Origin of the sequence: Aromatoleum sp., assembly GCF_035254505.1 — a bacterium.
Lineage (GTDB): Bacteria > Pseudomonadota > Gammaproteobacteria > Burkholderiales > Rhodocyclaceae > Aromatoleum.
This window is the reverse complement of record NZ_DATFAO010000002.1, coordinates 20179-42964: the sequence shown is the minus strand read 5'-3', so window position 1 is coordinate 42964 and position 22786 is coordinate 20179. Positions and strand designations below refer to the sequence as shown.

Below are 22786 nucleotides of genomic sequence, written 5' to 3'. Positions count from 1 at the left end.
TGACACCGAAGGCTCCTCAGTTCGGACTCACTTGCGGCGAACCGAGCAGTTCGTACAGCCAGTCATGCACGAGCGTGGTCACCTTTTCCGGCTGCTCCAGCGGGGAGAGGTGGCCGCACTCCTCGATCCGCACGAGCTGCGCCCCGGGGATGCCCGCCACGATCTCCTCGTGCACCTCGGGCGGGGCGAGCTGATCCTGTTCGCCGCAGATGACCAGCGTCGGGCACCGGATGGCAGCGAGGCTGGCGCGGCTGTCGGGGCGGCCGATGATCGCGCGTTCCTGGCACACGAAGACTTCCCGCCCCAGTTCGGTTGCCATCGACTGGAACGTGCCGCCCACCTCGGGTATGTTGGCGTGGTCCGGATGCGCCATCCGCGCCAGCAGCTTCTCGATGACCGCGGGGAAGTCGGTTTCGGAGAGCTTGATCAGCTCCTCGCGCCCCGCGGTAGCTTCGCGGGTGTCGGGGCGCGCGGTGGTGCTCAAGAGCACCAGGGCGTGCACCCGTTCCCCGGCCTGGCGCATGATCTCGAACGCGACGTAGCCACCCATCGACATCCCGAGCAGCATGAACGGCCCCGCCGGCGCTTGGGCCAGGACGTCGGCGGCGAGCGCGGGGACCGAGTCCGAACCCGTCAGGTCGCCGACTGTCACTGCCACGAGGTTCGCCAGGCCGCCGGCCTGGTGCGCGAACACGTTCGCGTCGTTGAGCAGGCCGGGCAGCATGATGAGGTTGGGTTTTTCCATCGCTACAATCTGCCCATCAGCAGCAGAACGAGCAGGATCAGGACCACCAGACCCAAGCCTCCGCTAGGAGCGTACCCCCAGCCCCGACTATAGGGCCAGGTGGGAATCGCGCCGACCAGCGCGATGACCAGAATGATCAACAGGATTGTTCCGAGCGTCATTTCATTTCTCCCGATCTCCGGCCGCACGATGCCGCCGCGGCCCAGGGCCCATCACGCATGCAATCGCCGTTCCCGGGCCGCGCCTGCCGGTCCGGGTGCGCGGATGGAAAATTTTGCTCGTTGACGATCCCGGAGTTCACCCGCGGGACTTGCGCGGTGCCTCGTACCGTGACAGCCACGCAACATTTCGTCGCATCGGCCGCAGGAGAGGCGACGACCGGTCGTCGATCGAATATGCTTCAGGGTGTAGGCCAAATTTCGATAGAGAGCTTTCCGATGAAGAAAATCCTGCTCGCCGCCACCCTCACAGCGCTTCCGCTGTTTGCGGGGGCTGTCGATCTCAACATCAACCTCCCCTCCGTTCGCATCGACGCGCCGGGCGTCTCGATCACGTTCGGCGCGCGCAACGATCGCGGCTACTACTGGGACGGCGGCGAGTGGCGCGACCCCGATTACTGGCGCCGTCACAACGGTCCCCGTGGGGAAAAGTATTACACCGGCCGCGGCAACGGCGTTCCGCATCAGGGCGGCGGCTTCTGCCCGCCGGGGCAGGCCAAGAAGGGCAACTGCTGACTTTCGGCAGGCTCATCATCGAAAAGGGCGGCTCAAAGGCCGCCCTTTTTCTTGAAAGCCGAATCGCGGCGCCCGCTAGGGCTTACTCGAACAGCTCGTCGCCGATGCCCTGGATCGCGGCGTCGCCGGCGATCACTACCTTGCTCCAGGCATCGGCCTGGGTCAGCAGCTGGTCGGCGTAGAAGCCGGCAGTGGCGATCTTGTTGCGGTAGAAGCGCTGGTCGCCCTCTTCCTTGTCGAGTCGCGCCGCAGCCGCCAGCGCCGCCCTGCCCATCATCCAGCCGCCGCAGACGATGACGGCGAGGTTGAGGTAGGGAACCGCCGCAGTCAGCACGGCAGACGTATTTGCCCTGGCATTACCCAGTACCCACTCGGTGCTGTCGGACCAAGCTTGCGTCGCGGCCAGCAGATGCCGGCCGATGGCGCGCAGTTCCGGCCGGGGGGAAGCCAGCAGATCCTTGGCCGTGCCACGCACCTCGCCGAAGACAACCTTGGCGGTCGCGCCCTGGTCGCGCATCAGCTTGCGGAAGATCAGGTCGTTGGCCTGAATGCCGGTCGTGCCTTCGTAGATCGTCGTGATGCGGGAGTCGCGCCAGTGCTGCGCGGCGCCGGTCTCCTCGATGAAACCCATGCCGCCGTGCACCTGGATGCCCAGCGAGCTCACCTCGACCGCCATCTCGGTACCGCCGCCCTTGACCACGGGAATCAGCAGTTCGGCCAGGAAGAGGTCGCACTTCCTCTGCTCGGGATCGGTACCGGCGTGGGCGCGGTCGAGCAGGCCGGCCGTGAAGTAGGTGACGGCACGGCAGGCTTCGATACGCGACTTCATCAGCATCAGCATGCGGCGCACGTCCGGATGCTTGTCGATCGTTACCAGCGCTTCGCCGGTCACGGCGTCGCGGCCCTGTTTGCGTTCACGGGCATAGCCAAGGGCCTGCTGGTAGGCGCGCTCGCCGACGGCAACTCCCTGCAGGCCGACGCCCATGCGGGCCTCGTTCATCATGATGAACATGTACTCGAGGCCGCGGTTCGCCTCACCCAACAGATAGCCGACGGCACCACCCTGGTCTCCAAAGGCCATGACGCAGGTCGGGCTGGCGTGGATGCCGAGCTTGTGCTCGATCGACACGCAGTAGGCGTCGTTGCGCTCGCCGAGCGAGCCATCCGCATTGACCAGGAACTTCGGCACCAGGAAGAGCGAGATGCCCTTCACACCGGCCGGCGCGTCCGGCAGGCGGGCGAGGACGAGATGGACGATGTTGTCCGTCATGTCGTGGTCGCCATACGTGATGAAGATCTTCTGGCCGAAGACGCGGTAGCTGCCGTCGGCCTGCGGCTCGGCACGGCTGCGGATCAGAGCCAGGTCGGAACCGGCGTTCGGTTCGGTCAGGTTCATCGTGCCGGTCCACTCGCCGGAGATCATCTTCTCCAGGTAGATGGCCTTCAGCTCGTCGCTGGCGCAGGTCAGCAGCGCGGCGACGGCGCCGCCGGTCAGCATCGGGCCGAGCGAGAACGAGAGGTTCGCGGACGCCGCCATTTCCTTGACCGCGATGCCGAAGGTCTCCGGCAGCCCCTGCCCACCGTACTCCGCCGGCGAGGCCAGGCCGTTCCAGCCGGCCTCGCAGAAGGCTTTGTAGGCCTCCTTCCACCCGTCTGCCGTGACGACGCCTTCCGGCCCGAGCTTGCAGCCCTGAACGTCGCCGCTATGGTTGAGCGGCGCCAGCACGCCGCTGGCGAACTTGGCGGCCTCGTCGAGGATCGCGTCAGCCATGTCGGGCGTGGCTTCCTCAAAACCGGGCAACGCTGCGATGGCGTCGAGACCGACGATCTCGTCCATCACGAAGCGCATGTCCTTAACCGGGGCGATGTAATCGCTCATAGTAATGTTCTCTCTCTGTATTTTTCTGTTCAGATGCTTTCGAAGATGCCGGCGGCACCCATGCCGGTACCGATGCACATGCTGACCATCCCGTACTTGCCGCCGGTGCGGCGCATGCCGTGCAGCAGCGTCGCCGTGCGGATGGCGCCGGTGGCCCCGAGCGGATGACCGAGCGCGATCGCGCCACCCAGCGGGTTGATCTTCGACGGATCGAGGTCGAGTTCCTTCATCACCGCGAGCGCCTGGGCGGCGAAGGCTTCGTTCAGTTCGATCCAGTCGAGGTCTTCCTTGCGGATGCCGGCTTGCTGCAGCACCTTCGGGATCGCCACGATCGGGCCGACACCCATGATCTCCGGCGCCACGCCGCCGACGGCAAAGCCGGCGAAGCGGGCGAGCGGGGTCAGGTTGTGTTCCTTCAGGACCTTCTCCGACACCAGCATCACGGCGCCGGCGCCATCGGACATCTGCGAGGCGTTACCCGCGGTGACCGAGCCCTCGGCGTGGAAGACCGGGCGCAGCTTGGCGAGCTTCTCGACGGATATGTCCGCGCGCGCGCCTTCGTCGTCAGTCGGCGTGCGGTCGCGCTGGCGGACTTCGCCGGTCGCGAGATCGGGCTTGTAGTCGCGCACCGTAAAAGGCGAGGTCTCGGCCTTGAAATGGCCGGCCGCGATCGCAGCGCAAGCCTTGCGGTGGGACGCGTCGGCAAAGGTGTCCTGCGCCTCGCGGCTGATGCCCCACTGCTGCGCAACCTTCTCCGCGGTCAGGCCCATCCCGTAGGCGATGCCGATGTTTTCGTCGGAGAAAAAGGCCGGGTTGGGCGTCACCTTGTTGCCCATGATGTTGGACATCGCGGTCATCGACTCCGTACCGGCGGCGATCATCACGTCGGCGAGGCCGAGACGAATCTGGTTGGCGGCATCCGACACGGCCTGCAGGCCGGAGGAGCAGAAGCGGTTGATCGTGATGCCCGGGACGGTGTTCGGCAGGCCGGCGAGCAGCGCGCCGATGCGGGCGATGTTCATGCCCTGCTCGGCTTCGGGGATCGCGCAGCCGACGATGACGTCGCCGATGCGGGCCGGATCGATGCCCGGCGCCTGTGCGACCACCGAGCGGATGGCGTGGGCCAACATGTCGTCGGGCCGGGCGTTCCTGAACATGCCATTGCGCTTCGCGACCGGCAGGCGGGTCGCGGCGACGATGTACGCTTCCTGAATCTGTTTGCTCATTTGGGTATTCCTCGTCGGCCGATCAATTGCGGAGCGGCGTGCCGGTTTCGAGCATGTGCTGGATCCGGGCCTGGGTTTGGGGGTTCTTCAGCAGATCAACGAACAGGCGGCGCTCGACCGCGAGCAGCCAGGCCTCGTCGACCAGGCTGCCGGCATCGACCTCGCCGCCGCACAGGGCGACCGCGGCGGCGCGGGCGACCTGGTAGTCGTAGGCGGAAACCATCCCGCCATCGCGCATGTTCACCAGCGTCATCTCCAGCGTCGCGATGCCGGCTCGGCCGGCGACCGGCACCGCACGTGCCGTGGCGCGGGGTGCGTAGCCGGATTCGGCCAGCGCACGGGCTTCGCGGATCGCGACGGAAAGCAGTTCGTTGGGGTGGAACAGCACCGTGTCGGTCGCCCGGGCGAAACCGTAGTCGACCGCTTCCGCGGCGCTCTTCGAGACCTTGGCCGTGGCGACGTTCATGAACACCGGTTGCAGGAAGGCCATCAGGTCGGCCGGCGTCGCGGTACGCGCCGCCCACTCCGCCGCCTGCAGGGCGAATTCCTTGCAGCCGCCGCCGGCCGGAATCAGGCCGACCCCGGCTTCGACCAAGCCCATGTAGCTTTCCAGCGCCAGCACGCGACGCGATGCTTGCATCGCGAACTCACAGCCGCCGCCCAGCGCCATACCCTGGACCGCCGCCACCACCGGCACCTGCGCGTACTTCAGTGCTTGGCCGGCCTGTTGGAAGGCAGTGACATAGCCGTCGAGCTTGGCAAAATCGCTGGCCGCACACGCCTCGGCTACCTGGGCCAGATTGGCGCCGACGGCGAACGGCGGCTGGTGCCAAATGACCACGCCCGCCAGGTTCTGCTCGGCTTGGCGCACGGCCGCGACGACGCCTTCCACCACTTCGGAGCCGATGGCGTGCATCTTCGACTTGAAGGAGAGGATGCCGATGCCCGCATCGACCGCCGGCAGGCGCCACAGGCGGACGCCGTCGTTCTCGAACAGCGTCTCGCCGGACTGCTCCGGCGCGAGCGAACCGTCGCCGAGAACGGCATCCGGGAAGAGCTGACGCCGATAGACCGGGAGCTCCGAACGCGGCACGTCAGCCTTGCGGCGCGGCGACCACGAGCCCTGCGGCGTATGCACGCCGTCACGCCCGTCCAGCACCCAAGCCGGCAGCGGCGCGTCGCTCATCGTATGGCCGGCGGCGATGTCGGCGGCAATAGCTTGCGCGATGTCGGCCCAGCCCGCCGATTGCCATATTTCGAACGGTCCCCGCTCCCAACCGAAGCCCCAGCGCATCGCGAGATCGAGATCGCGGGCGTTGTCGGCCACGGATTCGAGCTGCACGGCGGCATAGTGGAAGACGTCGCGGAAAATCGCCCACAGGAACTTCGCCTGCGGGTCCTTCGAAGCGCGCAGCGCGGCGAAGCGGCTCGCCGGGTTCTTGTCCTTCAGAATGGCCGCCACGTCGGCGCTCAGCTCGCCCGTCGAGGGACGGTAATCCTGCAGACCGACGTCGAGCACGTGGATGTCCTTGCCGACCTTGCGGAAGATGCCGCCCTTGGTCTTCTGGCCCAAGGCCCCCTTCCCGATCAACTGCTCCAGCCAAGCCGGCGCCTTGAAGTGGCGATGCCACGGATCGTCGGGCAGCGTGTCGTGCATGGTGCGTACGACGTGGGTCAGGGTATCCAGGCCGACGACATCGGCCGTGCGGTAGGTGGCGCTCTTCGGGCGGCCGATCTTCGGTCCGGTCAGGGCGTCGACCACATCGAAGCCGAGCTCGAAGCGTTGCGTGTGATGCATCACTGCCAGGATCGAGAACACGCCGATGCGGTTGGCGACGAAGTTGGGCGTATCGAGCGCACGGATCACGCCCTTGCCGAGGCGCGAAGTCAGCCAGGTCTCGAGCGAATCGAGCGTGCCCGCGTCGGTCGTGCGCGTCGCGATGATCTCGACGAGGCGCATGTAGCGCGGCGGGTTGAAGAAATGGATGCCGCAGAAGCGCGGCCGAACGTCGGCCGGCAGCGCCTGCGACAACGCATCGATCGACAGCCCGGACGTATTGGAGGCGACGATGGCATCGGGCGAGATGTGCGGCGCGATCTTGCCGTACAGCTCGTTCTTCCAGTCCATGCGCTCGGCGATCGCCTCGATGATCAGGTCGCAGCCGGCAAGCTGCGCCAGATGCTCGTCGTAGTTGGCGGCCGAGATCAGCTTCAGCGCCGCCTTGTTGGCGAGCGGCGCCGGTTCGAGCTTCTTCAGGCCGTCGATGGCTTTCTTGACGACGCCGTTCTTGTCGCCTTCCTTGGCGGCCAGGTCGAAGAGGACGACCGGCACCCCGGCATTGGCAAGATGGGCGGCGATTTGGGCGCCCATGACGCCCGCGCCGAGCACGGCGGCTTTCTTGACTTGCAGTCTGTTCACGCGATGGTCTCCTGGTTTGCGATGGCCATCAGGCGGCCAGCTGTTCGCGAATGGATTTCTTGTTGATCTTGCCGACGCTGGTGCGCTCCAATGCATCGACGAAACGGATCTGGTCCGGCACCGCGTAGCGCGAGATGTGCCCCGCCTCCGCGAATTTCATGACGGCCGCCTTGATGTCGTCGGCACTGGCCGTCTGCCCCGGCTTGAGGACGACCAGCGCCAGCGGACGCTCGCCCCACTTGTCGTCCTTCACCCCGACCACCGCAGCCTCGCTGACCGCCGGATGCTGCGAAATGATGTTTTCGAGTTCGAGCGAGGACACCCACTCGCCACCGGTCTTGATCACGTCCTTCAGGCGATCGGTCACCTGCAGGCAGCCGGCCGGGTCGATGACGCCGATGTCGCCGGTATGCAGGTAGCTGCCGGCCCACAGGTCGGCCGAGGCGGCCGGGTTGTGCAGATAGCCCATGGTCAGCCACGGCGCGCGGACGACGATCTCGCCGGAGCTCTTGCCGTCGCGGGGCGTGTCGAGCAGGTCGCCGTCGACCGTGCGGAGGTCGACCAACGGCAAGGGATAACCGGTGCGGATGCGCTCATCGGCCTGACCGTCGAGATCGTCCGCCGCCATGTCGTCGGGCACCCGGGCGATGGTCAGGATCGGGCAAGTCTCGGACATGCCGTAGCCGGCGAATACGTCGATACCACGCTCCAGCGCCGCAGCCGCGAGCCCCTTGGGCAAGGCCGCGCCGCCGATGATGACCTTCCAGCCCGTGAGATCGACCGTGCTGGCCTCGGCATTGGTCAGCAACATCTGCAGGATCGTCGGCACGCAGTGCGAGAAAGTGACCTTCTCGTCGCGGATGTAGCGGGCCAGGGTCTCAGGCGCATAGCGGCCGGGATAGACCTGCTTGAGACCGAGCAGGGTCGCGATGTAAGGCATGCCCCAGGCGTGGACGTGGAACATCGGGGTAATCGGCATGTACACATCGCCGCGATGCAGGCGGCCCTGGTCCGGCGCGGTGCCGAGATGGGCGGCGACCGCCAGCGTATGCAGCACCAGCTGCCGATGGCTGAAATAGACACCCTTCGGCAGGCCCGTCGTGCCAGTCGTGTAGAAGGTCGTCGCGCGCGTGTTCTCGTCGAAATCGGGAAAGTCGTACTCGCTTGCAGCCTGCGCCAGCAGCGCCTCGTACTCGCCTACAAGGGGAACCTCGCAGGAGTCGCTACCGGAGTCGGAGATCAGCACGAACTGCTTCACCGTCTCCAACTGGTCCTTGATCGCCGCCAGCACCGGAATGAAGTCGGCGTTGACCAGCACGATGTCGGCGCGGGCGTGATTCAGCGTGTATAGGATCTGCTCGGGCGACAGGCGGACATTCACCGTCTGCAGCACCGCGCCCATCATCGGCACGGCGAAGAAGCATTCGAGATAGCGATGGCTGTCCCAGTCCATCACTGCGACGGTGTCGCCGGGGCGGATGCCGGTGGCGCGGAGGGCATTGGCCAAGCGGCTGATGCGGGCGGCGAGGTCGCGATAGGTCTGGCGGTGGCTGTCGCGGTAGACAATTTCCTGATCCGCGGCGGTCGCCATCGGCGTATGCAGCAACTGCTTGATCAGGAGCGGGTAGGCGTAGGCCGAAGGCGCAACCTGGATGGATTCTGTGGGCACGAGCGAGTCTCCTTATAATTAACGCCTGACGACATGCGATTTGCGCCTGAAGCAGGCTTGCCGCGTCGCCAGAAAACCGCTGCGACGAACCAGCCGCCGGGCGATCAAATCCGAACAAACTATGGATTTCACTGGCGATTCTATGAACGATCACCCGTGGCACCGATCACCGCTTGCGCCGAAAAACTTGCATAATCGGCCATTATCGCGACGCGACGCACAAGACCATGACTCCGACCGAAGTCTCTGCCGGCACGGTACCGATGTCCTTCGTCCTGAATCTGCTGGGGGGCACGCCGCTCGATCCGGAGGCGCAGGCGGACGCGCTGGCGCGCGCAGGGATCGCTCCGGTCCTGCTAGGGGCAGAAACGGCCAGGGTGACGACGGAACAATTCGCCGCCCTCTACCGGCAACTGGCTAGGCAGCTGGATGACGAATTGCCCGGGATGTTTTCCCGCCCCGTGCGCTCGGGGTCGTTGAAATTTCTCTGTCTGAGCCTGATGGATGCGGCGACCCTGCAGACCGCCCTGTTCCGTTTCACCCGCTTCTTCCACCTGGTTCTGGACGACTTCAGCATCGAACTTTCCCGCGACGGCGAGCTCGTCCGGATGGCGCTGATCCCGCAGGTGGCGCATGCGTCGGCCAATACCTTCGGGCAGGAGATCATGCTCAAGCTGATCCATGGCCTGGCCTCGTGGCTCACCGGGCACCGCATGACGTTGGCGCGCGTCGACTGCAGCTACCCACGCCCGAGCCACGCATCGGAATACGGATTTCTCTATCCCGGCCCGGCATTCTTCGAGCAACCTGTTTCGGCGCTCTATTTCGAAGCCGCCCAGTTGGCCACCCCGATCCGTCAGGATCGACGATCGCTCGCCCGGTTCCTCGCCCGCGCCCCCGGCGACTGGCTATTCGTGGCCTTCGAGAAGCACCGGACGACCCAGAAGGTCCGCGAGCACTTACGCCCGCGCTTGAGCCACCCGATTACCGCCGGCCAGAGCGCCAGCGCGCTGCACCTGTCCTTGCGCACGCTGACCCGCCGGCTGGCCGAGGAAGGGACCACCTTCCAGGCGATCAAGGACGAACTGCGCCGGGATGCGGCGATTCAACTGCTGACGAAAACGGACACGCCAATCGCGGTCATCGGCCAGGAAATCGGTTTCGAGGACCCGAACACCTTTCACCGGGCGTTCAGGAAATGGACGGGCAGCACGCCGGGGGCCTATCGCCCGAGGTGACAGTTGCCATAGGTGTCGGCGACGCCGGCCCATTTCGCCCTGGCCGGCGGTGAGGATTCCGGAAGTATTGATCGGACAATCCGGCGCCCAAAATCATGTCGACCGCCCATCCTGATCTCTTCATGCGGCGTCAGTCCTTGTCCTGAGTGTCCCGGCGTTCGGACTCGTCGATGGCCACGAGTCGCTCCCCGTAAGCGGCGCGCGCGACCTCGGCTGAAGTGAATCCGCAGTCCCGGCGGACAGCCAATTTTCGAAGGAACTCGGCGTTCGCGGGAGGCAGCAGCCCAATGAGCGTTCTGATCTGCTCGCACGTCTCTACCGGATACGGCGCTGCCGCTGTAACCGGCATGCTGCCGGCAATAATGACGCTGGTGAACGCGGCAGACAGAAAATTGCCAGGACTGAAAAAACGACGCATCTGGTTACTCCCCGATTTCGGCACGTAAATATGCGCGGAAGGTGCACGCCGAGGGGACTAGGCGATCCGGAAAATCCGTCGCCGCTCCCCAAGCCACGAGGGCAAATGTAAGTGCTGGGGAATGAACGCTGTATGAACGATTGAAGCCGTGCGGGAATACTGTTCATTCCACATTCATCCAGATCGCGGAAAAATGAAGGTCGTTGAACGCTTCGTCTGGATGACTTTGTGTTGAATCTTCAACCCGTGCGGGAATATGTCTTTATTCTGTTAACGTCACATGATGCATATTGAAGCCACACCGGCCGATCTGTTTGCCTGATGGGTGCCTGACATGACTTCGCTCACCCTCCTGTTGTGGATAGCGTTCGGAATCACCGTTCAATTCGCCATCTTTCTTGCTGTCGAGTTTTGGCGGCACTGGAAGAAGTACACCGCGCTGCGCCTCCGCTCGGATCCAGACGAAGCGGTGCTGCTTCCGGAGGCGGCACCATCATCCAATGACGCTGCGGGGAAGTCCTGGACGGGCTTCCTTCCCTTCAAGGTGGTGCGAAAAGAGGTCGAGGACGAGGCCGGGTCCGTGTGCTCGTTCTATCTTGAATCCGAGGACAAACGGCCTCTCCCACCCTACCTCCCCGGTCAATTTCTGACCTTTCGCCTCGAAGCTCCCGCGCCCGCGGGTGGGACGGAGGAGATCACCCGCTGCTATTCGCTGTCGGACGCCCCGCGGGATGACCTTTACCGGGTGTCGATCAAGCGGGTTCCTGCGCCGTCTGGCAGTGCCCTGCCAGCGGGACGTTCGTCGAGTTATTTCCACGATCACATCAAGCCGGGCAGTCGCCTGATGGTTCGTGCGCCATCGGGACATTTTCATATCGACCGGAGCGACGCCCCTATGGTTCTGATCGCTGGGGGGATCGGCATTACCCCAATGTTGAGCATGGCGAATTGGTGCGTGGCGGAACAACCCGGAAGGGAGCTATGGCTTTTTTACGGTGTTCGGGATGAACGCGAGGCCGTGATGCTCTCTCATCTGCGCGAGCTCGCGGAGCAGCATCCGAACATGCATCTGCGTCTTTGCGTCAGCAACCCCGGCACCGAGCAGGAATCCGAATCGGCCTACGTTCGCCGCGGACGTGTAGATGTGGCCTTGTTGCGTATGGAATTGCCGCTCAAGCCTTATCACTTCTATGTCTGCGGCCCCACGCCAATGATGGAAAGTCTCGTTCCGGCGCTGGAGGACTGGGGCGTTCCCGACAACCGCATTCATTTCGAGGCCTTCGGTCCGGCGTCGATCAAGCGACGTGCGAAAAGTGCGCCGGCAAGCGCGGTGTCGGAAAGCCCCGTCGCCGAGACCAGCCTTGCGGTCACGTTCGGCAAATCGGGCAGGGAGTTGGCGTGGAACACGGGTAGCGGCAGCCTGCTCGAGCTCGCGGAGGCGGGCGGCGTGAATGTTCCTTCCGGGTGCCGTGCCGGCAGCTGCGGAACTTGCCAGACGCAGATCGAGTCGGGCGAAGTCAGCTATCGACAGGAGCCGGACTTCGATCCGGAGCCTGGCACGTGCCTGCTGTGCGTCTGTGTTCCCAAGACCGCCGTGACATTGGGGGCTTGAATGACGAAAACCCTCTGGCGCAAACACATCCTGCCTTTTGCGGTGCTGGTGGGGCTTCTGGGTGTGGGTACGGTGCTGGGCGATTATGTCCTGCATCGCCTTGACCTGGTGTGGATCGGCCGTTACCTGGGTATCCCCGGCACACTGCTAATCATCGGATCGTTGGCGTACTCCTTGCGCAAACGCAAGATGATCAGCTCGGGGAGCCCGAAGTCGCTCTTGAGCATGCACGAATTTTCCGCATGGCTCGGATCCCTGCTCGTCCTGATCCATGCGGGAGTGCATTTCAACGCGATTCTTCCGTGGCTTGCGACCGTCGCGATGGGCATCAACACCATCAGCGGTCTGGTCGGGAAACTGCTTCTGGGCCGTTCTCGCGAGCACGTTCAGGCGCAGCGCGACCATTACCAGCTGCGCGGATTGTCACGCTCGGAGGTCGAACAGGCGGTGTTCTGGGATGCGGTGACGCTGGATGCGATGACACGTTGGCGAAAGGTTCATATCCCGATCTTCGTCGCCTTTGCGGTGCTCGGACTCGGTCACATCATCAGCATCTTTCTTTTCTGGGGATGGAGATGAGCCGGATTGTGAAGTTCATCCTGGCTATCAACCTCGCGGTGCTGGCCGTGCTGACGTTCGCATTCCCGGATCTCATGGTCGGACCGGGGAAGTTGATTCCCGGACACCGGGAGCTAGAGGGGGACTGTTTTGCTTGCCACCAGTCATTTGTCGGGGCTTCCGCAGAGCGCTGCATGACTTGCCATGAGCCGGAGAATATTGGCCGCCTCACCACCAAGGGGCAACCCATCGCGAAGCCGCTGACCAAGACGCCGTTTCACCAGAAACTCGTCAAGGACGATTGCGTGGCGTGCCACAGCGACCATGCCGGCGTCAAACGTTACCGGCAGCAAGGACGCTTCAGTCACGCGCTGCTCCAACCCGATTCACGCGACCAATGTGAAACGTGTCACAAGGCGCCCACGGACGCGCTCCATCGGAAGATCACGGGCAACTGTGGAGAATGCCACGGGCAGGAAAAATGGGCTCCCGCCACCTTCGATCATGACAAGTACTTCAGACTCGATCGCGACCACAACGTCAAATGCGTCACCTGCCACGAGCGCAATGACTACAGTCGCTATACCTGTTACGGCTGCCACGAACACACCCCCGAGAACATTCGCCGGAAGCACATCGAAGAGGGCATCCGCAAATTCGACGACTGCGTGGCGTGTCATATCAGCGCGGACGAGCATGACATCCGGGGCGGTCGCGAAGGAGAGGGACGGGGCGGGAAGGACGACGATTGAAACGTCGCTCCGGGTCCGGCGACCTTACTTGCGCCCCTTGCCCACCCTTGCTTGTCTGCGCCAATACTGGAACTCCTCTTCATGGACCTCGATGTCCAGTTCCATGGCTCTTTCCTGTATGCGCTGCTGAGCATCCGCCACGCCCTGGTTGTATATGCTCGGGCCGATTTCCTCCAGGAAAAAGCTCAGCAGCGCGCCTGCCGTGAGGTTGCCGATCGGCTCTTCCATGTTTTCGCGAAAGTATCTTTCGATCGAAGCGATGGCTTCCTTCTTCGCCACATCTGTCAGTTCAATTGCCATGTTCACCGCCGCAGTTCGAAATACAGGGCCCGAATCATCCGCTCCGCCTGCCCGAGGTAGCCGCGGCCGAAGAGGTTGAGGTGATTCAGCACGTGATAGAGGTTGTAGAGCGTCTTGCGTTGCTCGTAGCCGTCCGCCAGTGGCCAGGCGGTGCGGTAGGTAGCATAGAAAGCTGAAGGGAAGCCGCCGAAGAGCTCGCTCATCGCGAGGTCGGCGTCGCGGTCGCCGCGGTAGACGGCGGGGTCGAAGATCACGGGGCGGCCTTGGGCGTCCATCGCGGCGTTGCCGTTCCATAGGTCGCCGTGCAGCAGGCTCGGTCGCGGGCGGTAGTCGAGGAACAGGGCGGGGATGCGTTCGAGCAGGTGATCGGCTTCGCGTCCGATAGCGCCCGCGTAGCCTTTGGCGCGAGCCATCTTCAACTGCGGGGTCAGCCGATGGTTCATGAAGAAATGGGCCCAGCCGTCCTCCTGCGCGTTGCTTTGCGGGTTGGCGCCAATGAAGTTGTCGCGGGGCCAGCCGAAGTGCTCGTCGCTGTCGCGGTGCAGTGCCACCAAGGCCTCGGCGAAGCGCTGTCCATCCGTAGCGTCGGCGAGCGGACGCATTTCGATGTGTTCGAGGAGCAGGAAGGCTTCGTTTTCGGTGGCGCCGAAGGCCAGCGGGCGCGGCACGCGGAAGGCGTCGCAAGCCGACAGCGCAGTCAGGCCGTCGACTTCGGCCTCGAACATCGGCAGCGTCGCCGCGTCGTTCAGCTTGAGGAAGTAGCGCTCGCTGCCGGCGCGGACTTCAAGGGCGCGATGGATGCAGCCGCCGCCGATGGCGCGAAGGTCTGCACGGGAAAAGTCGATGCCGCTCGCGGTCTTGAGCGCCTGGGCAAGCGCGGGACTGGGGATAGCAGGGTGCTCCACTGAAGGATGCCTCGTTTCGGGGGTCAGTAATGGGCAGCGTGCGAAATGATCCTCCTGCGCTCGCCTGTTCGGCAAGATGCGATGGGGTCTGGAAAGGAAACTGCGCCGGCAAACGCCGGTCGGAAGCACAGGAATGCCGCGACGATATCCGGCATGTGTATCGCTTCAATCTGAATAGGAAGGCACACGAATGAAGAAGCCCACTGTTGCTTTCATCGGCCTCGGCGCGATGGGTGCTCCCATGGCCCGCAACCTGATCGCCGGCGGATTCGCGGTCACCATCTATAACCGCAGCCCTGGCCCGGCCGAAGCGCTCGCCGCGGAAGGCGTGCGGATCGCCACGTCCCCCGCGGACGCGGTCGAAGCCGGCGGCATCGTCGTCACGATGCTCGCGAACGATGCGGCGCTCGAAGCCGTCACCCTCGGCGAAGGCGGCTTTGCGGCCCGCCTGGGGGCCGGCGGCCTGCATATCTCGATGAGCACCGTGTCGGCGGAGACCTCGCGACGTCTGGCGGTCGAGCATGCCAAACTCGGCAGCAAGCTCCTCGCGGCGCCAGTCTTCGGCCGTCCCGAAGCAGCTGCGGGGCGCAAACTCTGGATCTGCCAGTCCGGCTCGGACGAGGCAAAGGAACGCGCCAAGCCGGTGCTCGCCGCGCTCGGCCAGAAGGTCTACGACTTCGGCACCGATCCCGGTGCGGCGAACGTCGTCAAGCTCGCTGGCAATTTCCTGATCTTCTCCGCGATCGAAGCGCAGGCCGAAGCGCTCGCGCTGGCGGAAAAGAACGGCGTCGACCGGGAAGTGATGGCCAGCTTCTTCGGCGAAACGATCTTCAACTGCCCGATCTACCAGAACTACGGGCGCATGCTCGCGCAGCGCAGCTATGAACCCGCCGGCTTCAAGCTCGAACTCGGGATGAAGGACATGCGCCTCGTGCGCGACGTCGCGGAAGCCGCTCAGGTCCCGATGCCGCTGGCGGACCTGCTCCACGCCCGGCTGCTGACTGCCCTCGCGAAGGGCCGCGGCGCGATGGACTGGATGGCGATCGAGCTCTCGTCGTCCGAAGACAGCGGGCTGACCGGAACCTGAGGAGCGGTCCGCAGTCCCAAGGGCGTGCCATTCACCGAGGGGTTCCAGATGATCCGCTTCACGATCGCTTGTCTGCTGGCGGGGGCCCTCGCGGCGCCCGTCTGGGCGGCTCTCAAGGAAGGCGACGCTGCGCCGGATTTTCGCGCGCAAGCCTCCCTCGCTGGCAATGCCTTTGACTTCTCGTTGAAGGAAGCACTGAAGAAGGGCCCTGTGGTCGTGTACTTCTACCCAGCCGCCTTCACCGAGGGATGCAACATCCAGGCGCACGAATTCGCCGTCCACCAGGACAAGTTCGCCGCCGCCGGCGCGACCGTCATCGGCGTTTCGCTCGACGACATCTCTCGCCTCAACGCCTTCTCGGCCGATCCCCAATATTGCGGCGGCAAAGTGCCGGTCGCATCCGACGCGGACGGCCGCATTGCCAAGTCCTACGACCTGCGCGTCGCGAAGATCCCCGTCGCGATCAAGGATACCCGGGGCACGAACGTCGACCACGGCTTCGTCGAGCGCACGACCTTCATTGTCACGCCGGACGGAAAGATCGCCGCGACCATCGGCGGGCTCGCGCCGCAGGACAACGTTGCCAGAGCGCTGGAGACCGTGCAGAAGCTCTCGGCAAAGCGACCGGCGATGTAATCCCGATGTAAGCGCGGCTGACCGTCCGGCCGCTTTGTAGTAGCCTTGCCCCTTTTTCGCCGATCGGGCGTCGATTGGGTCATGGCGCAAGGTTTGCCGCGTTCGCACTTCAATAGTTCCAAGCTGGTTCGCGTTCTGACCGAGCTGACGGATGCGGACGTGCCCGAGTCGAAGCAGTCCTTCGCGGAACGGCTCGGGCAGTGGCTGGACTTCACGGATGCGCTCACGCTCTACTCCGCGCTGAATGCCGGTGCGGCGGGCGACGCGGAGTCTTCCGCCGCGCCTTCCCCGGGTGCAGCGCTCGTACGCAAGCAGTTCACGCGCATCCGTGACGCCCTGCTCGATTCGATCCTCACGGACGGCGTGTCCAAGCCCGGCAAAGCCCGCATCGAACTCCCCGTCCCGACGCCCAACGACTCCATCGAAACCGCGGCCGACTTCGCGCCCTACCATCGCTACTACCTCGCGCACCAGCGCGACATGAGCGCGAACATCGGCCCCTTGCGGGCGACGGTGCGCAGCGCGATGGCGAAGCACTCGGCCGGATTGAAGCGGCTCGCCGCGCTCGACGCCGTGCTGGACAAGGCGCTTGAAGCCCGCGAGCGCAGCCTGATCGCGACGGTGCCGACGCTGCTGGGAAAGCGCTTCGAGCAGTTGTACAAGGCGCATCAGGCAGCACAGGCGGAAGCCGGAACGGCGGACGACCCGATGCAGTGGATGCAGCCGGGAGGCTGGCTCGCGGCGTTCTGCTCGGACATGCAGTCCATGCTGCAGGCGGAACTGGATCTTCGATTGCAGCCGGCCGCTGGGCTGATCGCTGCGTTCGACACTGAGGTAACGAGTAAGCAATGAACAGAAAGATCTGCGCCGCGGCCTTCCTGATCGGCTTGGCCGCCATTTGCTGGGTGGGATCGGGCTATATCGGCTCCGGCCTGCTTCCTCTGACGATGACCCTGATCATCGCCGCCGTGTACGTCACTGGCAGCACCGAGATGCTGCGCTTTCATCGCGCGACGGAAGCGCTCGCCCAGGCGCTGAAATCGATTCCGGAAGACCTGTCGCATCCGGGCGAATGGCTCGCCAAACTCCCCGCGTCGCTGCAGAACGCTGTGCGGCTGCGCATCGAGGGCGAGCGCGTCGGCCTGCCCGGACCGGCCGTCACCCCTTACCTCGTCGGGCTGCTGGTGCTGCTCGGCATGCTCGGCACCTTCCTCGGCATGGTCGTCACGCTCAATGGGGCAGTCCTCGCACTGGAAAGCACGACCGACCTGCAGACCATCCGCGCGGCGCTCGCGGCCCCGGTCAAGGGCCTCGGCGTCGCGTTCGGCACCTCGGTCGCGGGCGTCGCTGCCTCTGCAATGCTGGGCCTGATCTCGGCCCTGTGCCGGCGCGAACGGCTGCAGACGGCGCAACTGCTGGACACCAAGGTCGCGACGGCACTGCGTGGCTTCTCGCTCGCACATCAGCGCCAGGAAACCTACAAGGCCCTGCAACTTCAGGCCACGGCACTGCCCGAGCTCGCGACGACGATGCAGGCGATGATGGCGCAGATGGAGCGCCAGACCCGCGAGCTGAACGAGCGCTTGATCGCCGAGCAGGAGCGCTTCTACCGCGAAGCCAAGGGCATGTACTCGGAGCTCGCCGGTTCTGTCGACCAGTCCCTCAAGTCGAGCCTGACCGAAAGCGCCCGCCTTGCCGGCGAGACGATCCAGCCCGTCGTGACCGAGACGATGGCGGGCATCGCGCGCGAGACGTCTGCATTGCAGGAACGCGTCGCCGAGGCCGTCCAGAGCCAGCTCGCCGGCATTTCCGAGCGCTTCGACACGAGTGTCACGAAGGTGTCGGACACGTGGACCGCAGCGCTCGCAAGCCATGAGCGCACAGGCGAACACCTCAACCAGCAGCTGCAGGGCGCCCTCGCGGCCTACACCGATACCTTCGAGCAGCGGTCGGCCGCCCTCCTCGGCTCGGTCGAAGGCGCCCACGCCGCGCTGCGTGCGAATCTCGCGGCGACGACGACGGCGATGGCACAGGAGACGAGTGCGCTGCACGCCAGACTTGCCGGCACCGTCGAAATGCAACTCGACGGCGTCTCTGCGCGTTTCGACACCGCAGTCGGCACCGTAACGGACACCTGGACCGCGGCGCTCGCCAAGCATGAAAGCGCAAGCGAAGCACTCAGCGGCCAGATGCACCGGTCCCTGGATGCCTTCACCGCCACCTTCGCGGAACGCTCGGCCTCCCTGCTCGCGACCGTCGGCGACACGGCCGTGCGTCTGCAGACCGAGCTGGCGGCGAAGGACGAAGCGCGGCAGGCGGCACTGACGCAGGCGCTGGAAGCGATGGCCGCGTCGCTGCAGCAGGAATGGCAGCAGGCCGGCGCACACGCTCTCGCGCAGCAGGAACAGATCACGAAGACCCTCGGCGACACCGCCCGCGACATCGCCGCGACGGCGCAGGCGCAGGCCACGAGCACGATCGACGAGGTTTCCCGCCTCATGGAAACCGCCGCGGAAGCGCCGCGCGCCGCCGCCGAAGTCATCGGCCAGCTGCGCCAGGAACTCTCCGCGAGCATCGCCCGCGATAACACCCTCCTCGCCGAACGCAGCCGCATCATGGAGACGCTGGGCGCGTTGCTCGACGCCATCAATCACGCCTCCACCGAACAGCGCACGGCGATCGATGCGCTCGTGGCGTCCTCCACGACGATGCTCGAATGCGCCGGAGAGCGCTTCGCCGCAAGCATCGATGCCGAGTCCGCGCGGATCGCCGACGTCGCCGGCCAGATCACCGGCGGCGCCGTCGAGGTCGCGAGCCTGAGCGAAGCTTTCGGCCTCGCAGTGCAGCTCTTCAGCGAATCCAACGACAAACTCATGGCGACCCTTGCACGCATCGAAGGCGCGCTGGCGAAATCGATGACGCGCAGCGACGAGCAGCTCGCCTACTACGTCGCCCAGGCCCGCGAAATCATCGACCTCAGCATCATGTCACAGCGGCAGATCGTCGAAGACCTGCAGCAGATTTCCGGCAACCAGGCTGCCGCGGCCAGCGAGGTGTGACGATGGAAGACATCGACGCCGCGATCGAACATTCGACGCCGGTCTGGGCCGTCTTCGGCGACCTGATGTCCGGCCTGCTGGGCGCCTTCGTGCTGATCCTCGTGGGCGTCCTCGGCGTGCAGCTGGAGTTGGTGACGAACCTCGAAACCGAGGTGCAGAAGCGCCGGGTCGAGGAGCAACGGCGCGAGGCGCTCGAAAAGGCGCTGGCCGTCCCGCTTGCCGCCGGGCGCGTGACGCTCAACAACGGTCGCATCGGCATCAGCGGCAGCGTGCTCTTCGCGCTCAACTCCGACGAGCTGCAACCCGAGGGTCGGCAACTGCTGAAGAGCCTCGCGCCGCCGCTGTCCGCCTATCTCGGCTCGCGCGACGAAATGCTGATGGTGAGCGGCTTCACCGACGATCGCCCCGTGCGCGACACGAACCGGCAGTTCGCCGACAACCTCGAGCTCTCCGCCCAGCGCGCGCTGACCGTAACGCGCGCGCTGATCGACGACGGCATCCCGTCCTCGTCGGTGTTCGCCGCGGCTTTCGGGGCTGAGCAACCCGTGGCCTCCAACGCGGATGCCGACGGACGGTCGAAAAACCGCCGCGTCGAAATGGCGCCGGTGCCGAAGTCGGCGAAGACGGACAGCCATGGTTGAACTCGGGAAGTCGCAAATCCCCGATGCAAGCGCGCCCCCGGACGCCGATCCGGCCGTGCTGATCGAGGCCTTGCGCGCCCGCAACGCAGAGCACTTCGACCCCGTCGGCTTCCGCTTCATCGAAGCCCTCGCTCGACGCGCCGCAGGCTACCAGGACAGCGCGCGACGCGAACTCGACCGCAGGCTGGCAAAGGCGGTGGCGGAATATGGCGAGCGCTTCGATCGCGCCCAGCGCGACGCTGGGGAAACGCGGGCCCATGACGCCTCACAGATTTCAGACACCCCCGACGGCTGCAACCCCTTGGCCCAACTGCTCGCCGACATCCGACAAGCGAGCAGCGACGCAACGGCCGACACGGCAGCCACTCCGAGTGGAGTCGTCGTCGAATCCCGACGCGAGCTGAAATCCCTCAGCTATTTCCGCAGCACCTGGTCGAAGCTCAGCCTGAACCGCCAGCTCACCCGGTCCTTCGCGCAAGCGCCGGAGAACGCGGGCCCGCTCAACTCGCACTTCCTCGTACTGCAGTCGCTCAAGCAGATGCGCGACATCTCGCCGCAATACCTCGAGCAGTTCATGTCGTACGCGGACACCCTGCTTTGGCTCGATCAGGCGGAGAGCGGCCGCGCCCCGGCGCAAAAGAACGCTGTACGGAGCGAAGCGAACAAGAAGCGAAAGTTCTCCGGCCGCAGCGCCGGTTAATCCAAGGGACGGCACCTGGACGACGACGACTACGTCAACGCGAAGAAGGTCTTGAATCCCTCGGGCCCGCCGGCGGGCTCGCCATGGGCGGCCCCCAGACCATGGACCTTCGCCGTTGGCGACATCGTATCGGCCTCGCCCCCGGGCAATCCCGCCGAGCCAACAGATACAAGGTGCGACAAGATAGCGACGATGATAATATACGGACCATATACAAATCGTACATAAGGTAAGGACCGTGGGAATCGTCAAGATCTCAGAGCAGATGCATGAGACGCTGCGCAGGACCAGCGGTGCGATGAGCCGCTCCATCAATAGCCAGGCCGAACATTGGCTGCGCGTCGGCATGTTGGCTGAGCGCAATCCGACGCTGAGTTACACCGAAATCTGCCATCTGCTGATCCAGGAAGAAGAGGCGCAAGCTGCGTCCGGGACCCCTTCTCTGGTAACGAATTTGGGCAAGGTGGCGTGATGTCGAAGAAACGACAAGTCCCCATCCGCTCGCAGGCCGAGATCGAGATGTCCCGGCGCGCCGGCGCGCTGGCAGCCGATGTCTTACGCATGATCGGCGAACACGTGCGAGCCGGCGTCACCACCGATGAGCTCGATCGCCTCTGTCACGACTACATCGTCAACGTGCAGAAGGCGATCCCGGCAAACATCGGCTATCACGGCTACCCGAAGACGATCTGCGCCTCGGCGAACCATGTCGTCTGCCACGGGATCCCGTCCTCGAAGCGCCTCAACAGCGGCGACATCCTCAACATCGACGTGGCCGTCATCAAGGACGGCTGGTATGGCGACACGAGCCGTATGTACTTCGTCGGCAAGCCCGGCGTGCTGGCCAAGCGGCTTGTCCACACCACCTACGAAGCCATGCGCGCCGGCATCCTCGCCGTCCGCCCCGGTGCCACGCTCGGCGACATCGGCCACGCGATCCAGACCGTGGCCCACCGCGACGGTTTCAGCGTCGTGCGCGAGTACTGCGGCCACGGCATCGGCGACATCTACCACGACGAACCCCAGGTCTTGCACTACGGCCGCCCCGGCACCGGTCTGACGCTCGAACCCGGCATGGTCTTCACGATCGAGCCGATGATCAACGCAGGCCGCGCGGAAACACGGCAACTGGCCGACGACTGGACCGTGGTCACCAAGGACCATTCGCTTTCCGCGCAGTGGGAGCACATGGTGGCGGTGACCGCCGAGGGCTTTGAGATCCTCACGCCTTGGCCGGACGGGTATGGGGAGTATCCGGCGATTGGCGTCCCGCAGACCGCGCCCACGGGCCTTGTCGAAGAGCGCGGCGGCGCCGCTGAAGCCGCGTGACCGACAAGATGAGATTCAACCTGAAGGTTCCCTTCGCCGAAAAGGATCAGGCCAAGAAGCTTGGCGCCCGTTGGGACGCGGGCCGGAAGATCTGGTACGTCGAGGGCAAGGACGACGTCAGCGCGTTTTCCACGTGGTCGCCCACGCCTCACGATGCCGCGACGGCCGTGCCGCCGAAGCAGCAGACGCAGCAGAGCAAGACCTATGTGGGCAGCGAGTACGTCGAGCAGCCGCGTGTGTGTGACTGCCCTCCGTGGGAGGAGTGCGACAAATGCCGGCCCCTGGCCCTGTCAAGCCGGGCTTGAGCGGCGCCTTGGCTTGGCCTTTGCGGCGGAAGCATTGAGGGCAATCGCGGCGCGGATGAGCGCCTTGAACGCGGCCGCGTCGACCTCCCCGCCCTCATGGATGTCGATGGCACGCCTGACCTTCCCGTCGAGGCTGGAGTTGAAGAGCTTGGCCGGATCCTCCAGCGCAGCGCCCTTCGCGAAGGTCAGCTTCACGACCGATTTGTAGGACTCGCCGGTGCAGAGGATCCCGTCGTGCGACCACACGGGCGTGCCCATCCACTTCCACTCCTCGACGACGTCCGGATCCGCCTCTTTGATGAGCCTGCGCATCCTGCTCAAGGTCTCCCCGCGCCAGCCACCGAGCTCGGCGACTCTCTTGTCGATCAATGCGGATGCCGACTGCACCTCGGCCGAACCTGACTTTTCCATGTTCTCCTCCCGATCTACGCTGCCTTGACCGTGATTCGCTTCGACAGTGGGTCGGTGATCCGGTTCTAGAGGCTTGGCCGCGCCCGCAGCCTTCAGCCTTGCGGCGCGACCAACGCCCCTGAATGCCGTGCCGCACCAGCCCCTCGGCCACAAAACCACTCAC

Annotated in this window: 24 protein-coding genes; 14 read left to right on the top strand and 10 right to left on the bottom strand. The window is 65.0% G+C overall.

The window, feature by feature from the left end:
- Positions 1 to 16: 16 nt before the first annotated feature.
- Positions 17 to 745, bottom strand: coding sequence for an alpha/beta fold hydrolase (locus VJ673_RS00255; RefSeq protein WP_324123995.1), 729 nt, complete (start codon positions 743 to 745; stop codon positions 17 to 19).
- Between the two features lie 2 nt (positions 746 to 747).
- Positions 748 to 906, bottom strand: coding sequence for a DUF3309 family protein (locus VJ673_RS00250; protein WP_324123994.1), 159 nt, complete (start codon positions 904 to 906; stop codon positions 748 to 750).
- 276 nt (positions 907 to 1182) lie between these two features.
- Here VJ673_RS00250 and VJ673_RS00245 point away from each other — a divergent pair, with 276 nt between their 5' ends.
- The gene (locus VJ673_RS00245; RefSeq protein ID WP_324123993.1) at positions 1183 to 1479 is read left to right on the top strand and encodes a DUF2502 domain-containing protein; all 297 of its coding nucleotides are present in this window, start codon (positions 1183 to 1185) and stop codon (positions 1477 to 1479) included.
- 82 nt (positions 1480 to 1561) lie between these two features.
- Here VJ673_RS00245 and VJ673_RS00240 read toward each other — a convergent pair whose 3' ends face one another.
- From VJ673_RS00240 to VJ673_RS00225, 4 genes are read right to left on the bottom strand one after another with little or no spacing between them, the layout of a single operon-like run.
- The gene (locus VJ673_RS00240; protein WP_324123992.1) at positions 1562 to 3358 is read right to left on the bottom strand and encodes an acyl-CoA dehydrogenase; all 1797 of its coding nucleotides are present in this window, start codon (positions 3356 to 3358) and stop codon (positions 1562 to 1564) included.
- Positions 3359 to 3387: 29 nt separating this feature from the next.
- A complete protein-coding gene (locus tag VJ673_RS00235; protein WP_324123991.1) occupies positions 3388 to 4584 on the bottom strand; it encodes an acetyl-CoA C-acyltransferase in 1197 nt (398 codons plus the stop codon).
- A gap of 22 nt (positions 4585 to 4606) precedes the next feature.
- Positions 4607 to 7003: a 3-hydroxyacyl-CoA dehydrogenase/enoyl-CoA hydratase family protein gene (locus VJ673_RS00230; protein ID WP_324123990.1), complete on the bottom strand. Its 2397-nt coding sequence runs from the start codon at positions 7001 to 7003 to the stop codon at positions 4607 to 4609.
- A 28-nt stretch (positions 7004 to 7031) separates the two neighbouring features.
- Positions 7032 to 8672: a fatty acid--CoA ligase gene (locus tag VJ673_RS00225; protein WP_324123989.1), complete on the bottom strand. Its 1641-nt coding sequence runs from the start codon at positions 8670 to 8672 to the stop codon at positions 7032 to 7034.
- A 227-nt stretch (positions 8673 to 8899) separates the two neighbouring features.
- On the opposite strand from VJ673_RS00225, the gene VJ673_RS00220 reads away from it, so the two are divergent.
- Positions 8900 to 9910, top strand: coding sequence for an AraC family transcriptional regulator (locus VJ673_RS00220; protein ID WP_324123988.1), 1011 nt, complete (start codon positions 8900 to 8902; stop codon positions 9908 to 9910).
- A gap of 130 nt (positions 9911 to 10040) precedes the next feature.
- Here the strand turns inward: VJ673_RS00220 and VJ673_RS00215 are convergent, their stop codons facing one another.
- A complete protein-coding gene (locus VJ673_RS00215) occupies positions 10041 to 10328 on the bottom strand; it encodes a hypothetical protein (RefSeq protein ID WP_324123987.1) in 288 nt (95 codons plus the stop codon).
- A gap of 334 nt (positions 10329 to 10662) precedes the next feature.
- Here VJ673_RS00215 and VJ673_RS00210 point away from each other — a divergent pair, with 334 nt between their 5' ends.
- Genes VJ673_RS00210 through VJ673_RS00200 form a run of 3 tightly spaced genes read left to right on the top strand, consistent with a single transcriptional unit; the run spans position 10663 to position 13250 of the window.
- Positions 10663 to 11940 carry a 2Fe-2S iron-sulfur cluster-binding protein gene (locus VJ673_RS00210; protein ID WP_324123986.1) on the top strand — a complete coding sequence of 426 codons (1278 nt, stop codon included), beginning with the start codon at positions 10663 to 10665 and terminating at the stop codon, positions 11938 to 11940.
- Positions 11941 to 12519, top strand: coding sequence for a hypothetical protein (locus VJ673_RS00205; RefSeq protein ID WP_324123985.1), 579 nt, complete (start codon positions 11941 to 11943; stop codon positions 12517 to 12519).
- Positions 12516 to 13250: a cytochrome c3 family protein gene (locus VJ673_RS00200; protein ID WP_324123984.1), complete on the top strand. Its 735-nt coding sequence runs from the start codon at positions 12516 to 12518 to the stop codon at positions 13248 to 13250. The genes VJ673_RS00205 and VJ673_RS00200 overlap by 4 nt, the downstream gene beginning before the upstream one ends.
- Before the next feature lie 24 nt (positions 13251 to 13274).
- Here VJ673_RS00200 and VJ673_RS00195 read toward each other — a convergent pair whose 3' ends face one another.
- Together VJ673_RS00195 and VJ673_RS00190 are read right to left on the bottom strand one after the other, a co-directional pair.
- Entirely contained in the window at positions 13275 to 13550 is a 276-nt protein-coding gene (locus tag VJ673_RS00195) for a DUF2164 domain-containing protein (RefSeq protein WP_324123983.1), read from the bottom strand.
- A gap of 2 nt (positions 13551 to 13552) precedes the next feature.
- Positions 13553 to 14455 carry a fructosamine kinase family protein gene (locus VJ673_RS00190; protein ID WP_324123982.1) on the bottom strand — a complete coding sequence of 301 codons (903 nt, stop codon included), beginning with the start codon at positions 14453 to 14455 and terminating at the stop codon, positions 13553 to 13555.
- A gap of 190 nt (positions 14456 to 14645) precedes the next feature.
- On the opposite strand from VJ673_RS00190, the gene VJ673_RS00185 reads away from it, so the two are divergent.
- From VJ673_RS00185 to VJ673_RS00145, 9 genes are all read left to right on the top strand, one after another.
- On the top strand, positions 14646 to 15542 hold the full coding sequence (locus VJ673_RS00185) for an NAD(P)-dependent oxidoreductase (RefSeq protein WP_324123981.1): 897 nt from the start codon (positions 14646 to 14648) through the stop codon (positions 15540 to 15542).
- 48 nt (positions 15543 to 15590) lie between these two features.
- Entirely contained in the window at positions 15591 to 16178 is a 588-nt protein-coding gene (locus VJ673_RS00180) for a peroxiredoxin (protein ID WP_324123980.1), read from the top strand.
- Positions 16179 to 16259: 81 nt separating this feature from the next.
- The gene (locus tag VJ673_RS00175) at positions 16260 to 17030 is read left to right on the top strand and encodes a DUF3348 domain-containing protein (protein ID WP_324123979.1); all 771 of its coding nucleotides are present in this window, start codon (positions 16260 to 16262) and stop codon (positions 17028 to 17030) included.
- Positions 17027 to 19237 carry a DUF802 domain-containing protein gene (locus VJ673_RS00170; RefSeq protein ID WP_324123978.1) on the top strand — a complete coding sequence of 737 codons (2211 nt, stop codon included), beginning with the start codon at positions 17027 to 17029 and terminating at the stop codon, positions 19235 to 19237. Before VJ673_RS00175 ends, VJ673_RS00170 begins: the two co-directional genes overlap by 4 nt.
- A 2-nt stretch (positions 19238 to 19239) precedes the next feature.
- Positions 19240 to 19878, top strand: coding sequence for an OmpA family protein (locus VJ673_RS00165; protein ID WP_324123977.1), 639 nt, complete (start codon positions 19240 to 19242; stop codon positions 19876 to 19878).
- The gene (locus tag VJ673_RS00160) at positions 19871 to 20578 is read left to right on the top strand and encodes a DUF2894 domain-containing protein (protein WP_324123976.1); all 708 of its coding nucleotides are present in this window, start codon (positions 19871 to 19873) and stop codon (positions 20576 to 20578) included. Before VJ673_RS00165 ends, VJ673_RS00160 begins: the two co-directional genes overlap by 8 nt.
- Positions 20579 to 20816: 238 nt before the next feature.
- On the top strand, positions 20817 to 21050 hold the full coding sequence (locus VJ673_RS00155) for a ParD-like family protein (RefSeq protein WP_324123975.1): 234 nt from the start codon (positions 20817 to 20819) through the stop codon (positions 21048 to 21050).
- Entirely contained in the window at positions 21050 to 21907 is an 858-nt protein-coding gene (gene map / locus VJ673_RS00150) for a type I methionyl aminopeptidase (RefSeq protein ID WP_324123974.1), read from the top strand. The genes VJ673_RS00155 and map overlap by 1 nt, the downstream gene beginning before the upstream one ends.
- A gap of 8 nt (positions 21908 to 21915) precedes the next feature.
- Positions 21916 to 22212 carry a DUF5710 domain-containing protein gene (locus VJ673_RS00145; protein WP_324124021.1) on the top strand — a complete coding sequence of 99 codons (297 nt, stop codon included), beginning with the start codon at positions 21916 to 21918 and terminating at the stop codon, positions 22210 to 22212.
- Here VJ673_RS00145 and VJ673_RS00140 read toward each other — a convergent pair.
- Positions 22198 to 22623 (bottom strand): DUF1801 domain-containing protein, encoded by a 426-nt coding sequence (locus VJ673_RS00140; protein WP_324123973.1) that lies wholly within the window; start codon positions 22621 to 22623, stop codon positions 22198 to 22200. The genes VJ673_RS00145 and VJ673_RS00140 overlap by 15 nt on opposite strands.
- Positions 22624 to 22786 lie beyond the last annotated feature (163 nt).

Excerpts from the sequence above, each read along its gene's own strand:
- VJ673_RS00255 (WP_324123995.1), bottom strand. The coding sequence starts at position 745 with ATGGAAAAACCCAACCTCATCATGCTGCCCGGCCTGCTCAACGACGCG.
- VJ673_RS00175 (WP_324123979.1), top strand. The coding sequence starts at position 16,260 with ATGGCGCAAGGTTTGCCGCGTTCGCACTTCAATAGTTCCAAGCTGGTT.
- VJ673_RS00205 (WP_324123985.1), top strand. The coding sequence starts at position 11,941 with ATGACGAAAACCCTCTGGCGCAAACACATCCTGCCTTTTGCGGTGCTG.
- VJ673_RS00145 (WP_324124021.1), top strand. The coding sequence starts at position 21,916 with ATGAGATTCAACCTGAAGGTTCCCTTCGCCGAAAAGGATCAGGCCAAG.
- VJ673_RS00235 (WP_324123991.1), bottom strand. The coding sequence starts at position 4,584 with ATGAGCAAACAGATTCAGGAAGCGTACATCGTCGCCGCGACCCGCCTG.
- VJ673_RS00185 (WP_324123981.1), top strand. The coding sequence starts at position 14,646 with ATGAAGAAGCCCACTGTTGCTTTCATCGGCCTCGGCGCGATGGGTGCT.
- VJ673_RS00180 (WP_324123980.1), top strand. The coding sequence starts at position 15,591 with ATGATCCGCTTCACGATCGCTTGTCTGCTGGCGGGGGCCCTCGCGGCG.
- VJ673_RS00165 (WP_324123977.1), top strand. The coding sequence starts at position 19,240 with ATGGAAGACATCGACGCCGCGATCGAACATTCGACGCCGGTCTGGGCC.
- VJ673_RS00200 (WP_324123984.1), top strand. The coding sequence starts at position 12,516 with ATGAGCCGGATTGTGAAGTTCATCCTGGCTATCAACCTCGCGGTGCTG.
- VJ673_RS00215 (WP_324123987.1), bottom strand. The coding sequence starts at position 10,328 with ATGCGTCGTTTTTTCAGTCCTGGCAATTTTCTGTCTGCCGCGTTCACC.
- VJ673_RS00220 (WP_324123988.1), top strand. The coding sequence starts at position 8,900 with ATGACTCCGACCGAAGTCTCTGCCGGCACGGTACCGATGTCCTTCGTC.
- VJ673_RS00210 (WP_324123986.1), top strand. The coding sequence starts at position 10,663 with ATGACTTCGCTCACCCTCCTGTTGTGGATAGCGTTCGGAATCACCGTT.
- VJ673_RS00245 (WP_324123993.1), top strand. The coding sequence starts at position 1,183 with ATGAAGAAAATCCTGCTCGCCGCCACCCTCACAGCGCTTCCGCTGTTT.
- VJ673_RS00240 (WP_324123992.1), bottom strand. The coding sequence starts at position 3,358 with ATGAGCGATTACATCGCCCCGGTTAAGGACATGCGCTTCGTGATGGAC.
- VJ673_RS00250 (WP_324123994.1), bottom strand. The coding sequence starts at position 906 with ATGACGCTCGGAACAATCCTGTTGATCATTCTGGTCATCGCGCTGGTC.
- map (WP_324123974.1), top strand. The coding sequence starts at position 21,050 with ATGTCGAAGAAACGACAAGTCCCCATCCGCTCGCAGGCCGAGATCGAG.
- VJ673_RS00160 (WP_324123976.1), top strand. The coding sequence starts at position 19,871 with ATGGTTGAACTCGGGAAGTCGCAAATCCCCGATGCAAGCGCGCCCCCG.
- VJ673_RS00195 (WP_324123983.1), bottom strand. The coding sequence starts at position 13,550 with ATGGCAATTGAACTGACAGATGTGGCGAAGAAGGAAGCCATCGCTTCG.
- VJ673_RS00170 (WP_324123978.1), top strand. The coding sequence starts at position 17,027 with ATGAACAGAAAGATCTGCGCCGCGGCCTTCCTGATCGGCTTGGCCGCC.
- VJ673_RS00140 (WP_324123973.1), bottom strand. The coding sequence starts at position 22,623 with ATGGAAAAGTCAGGTTCGGCCGAGGTGCAGTCGGCATCCGCATTGATC.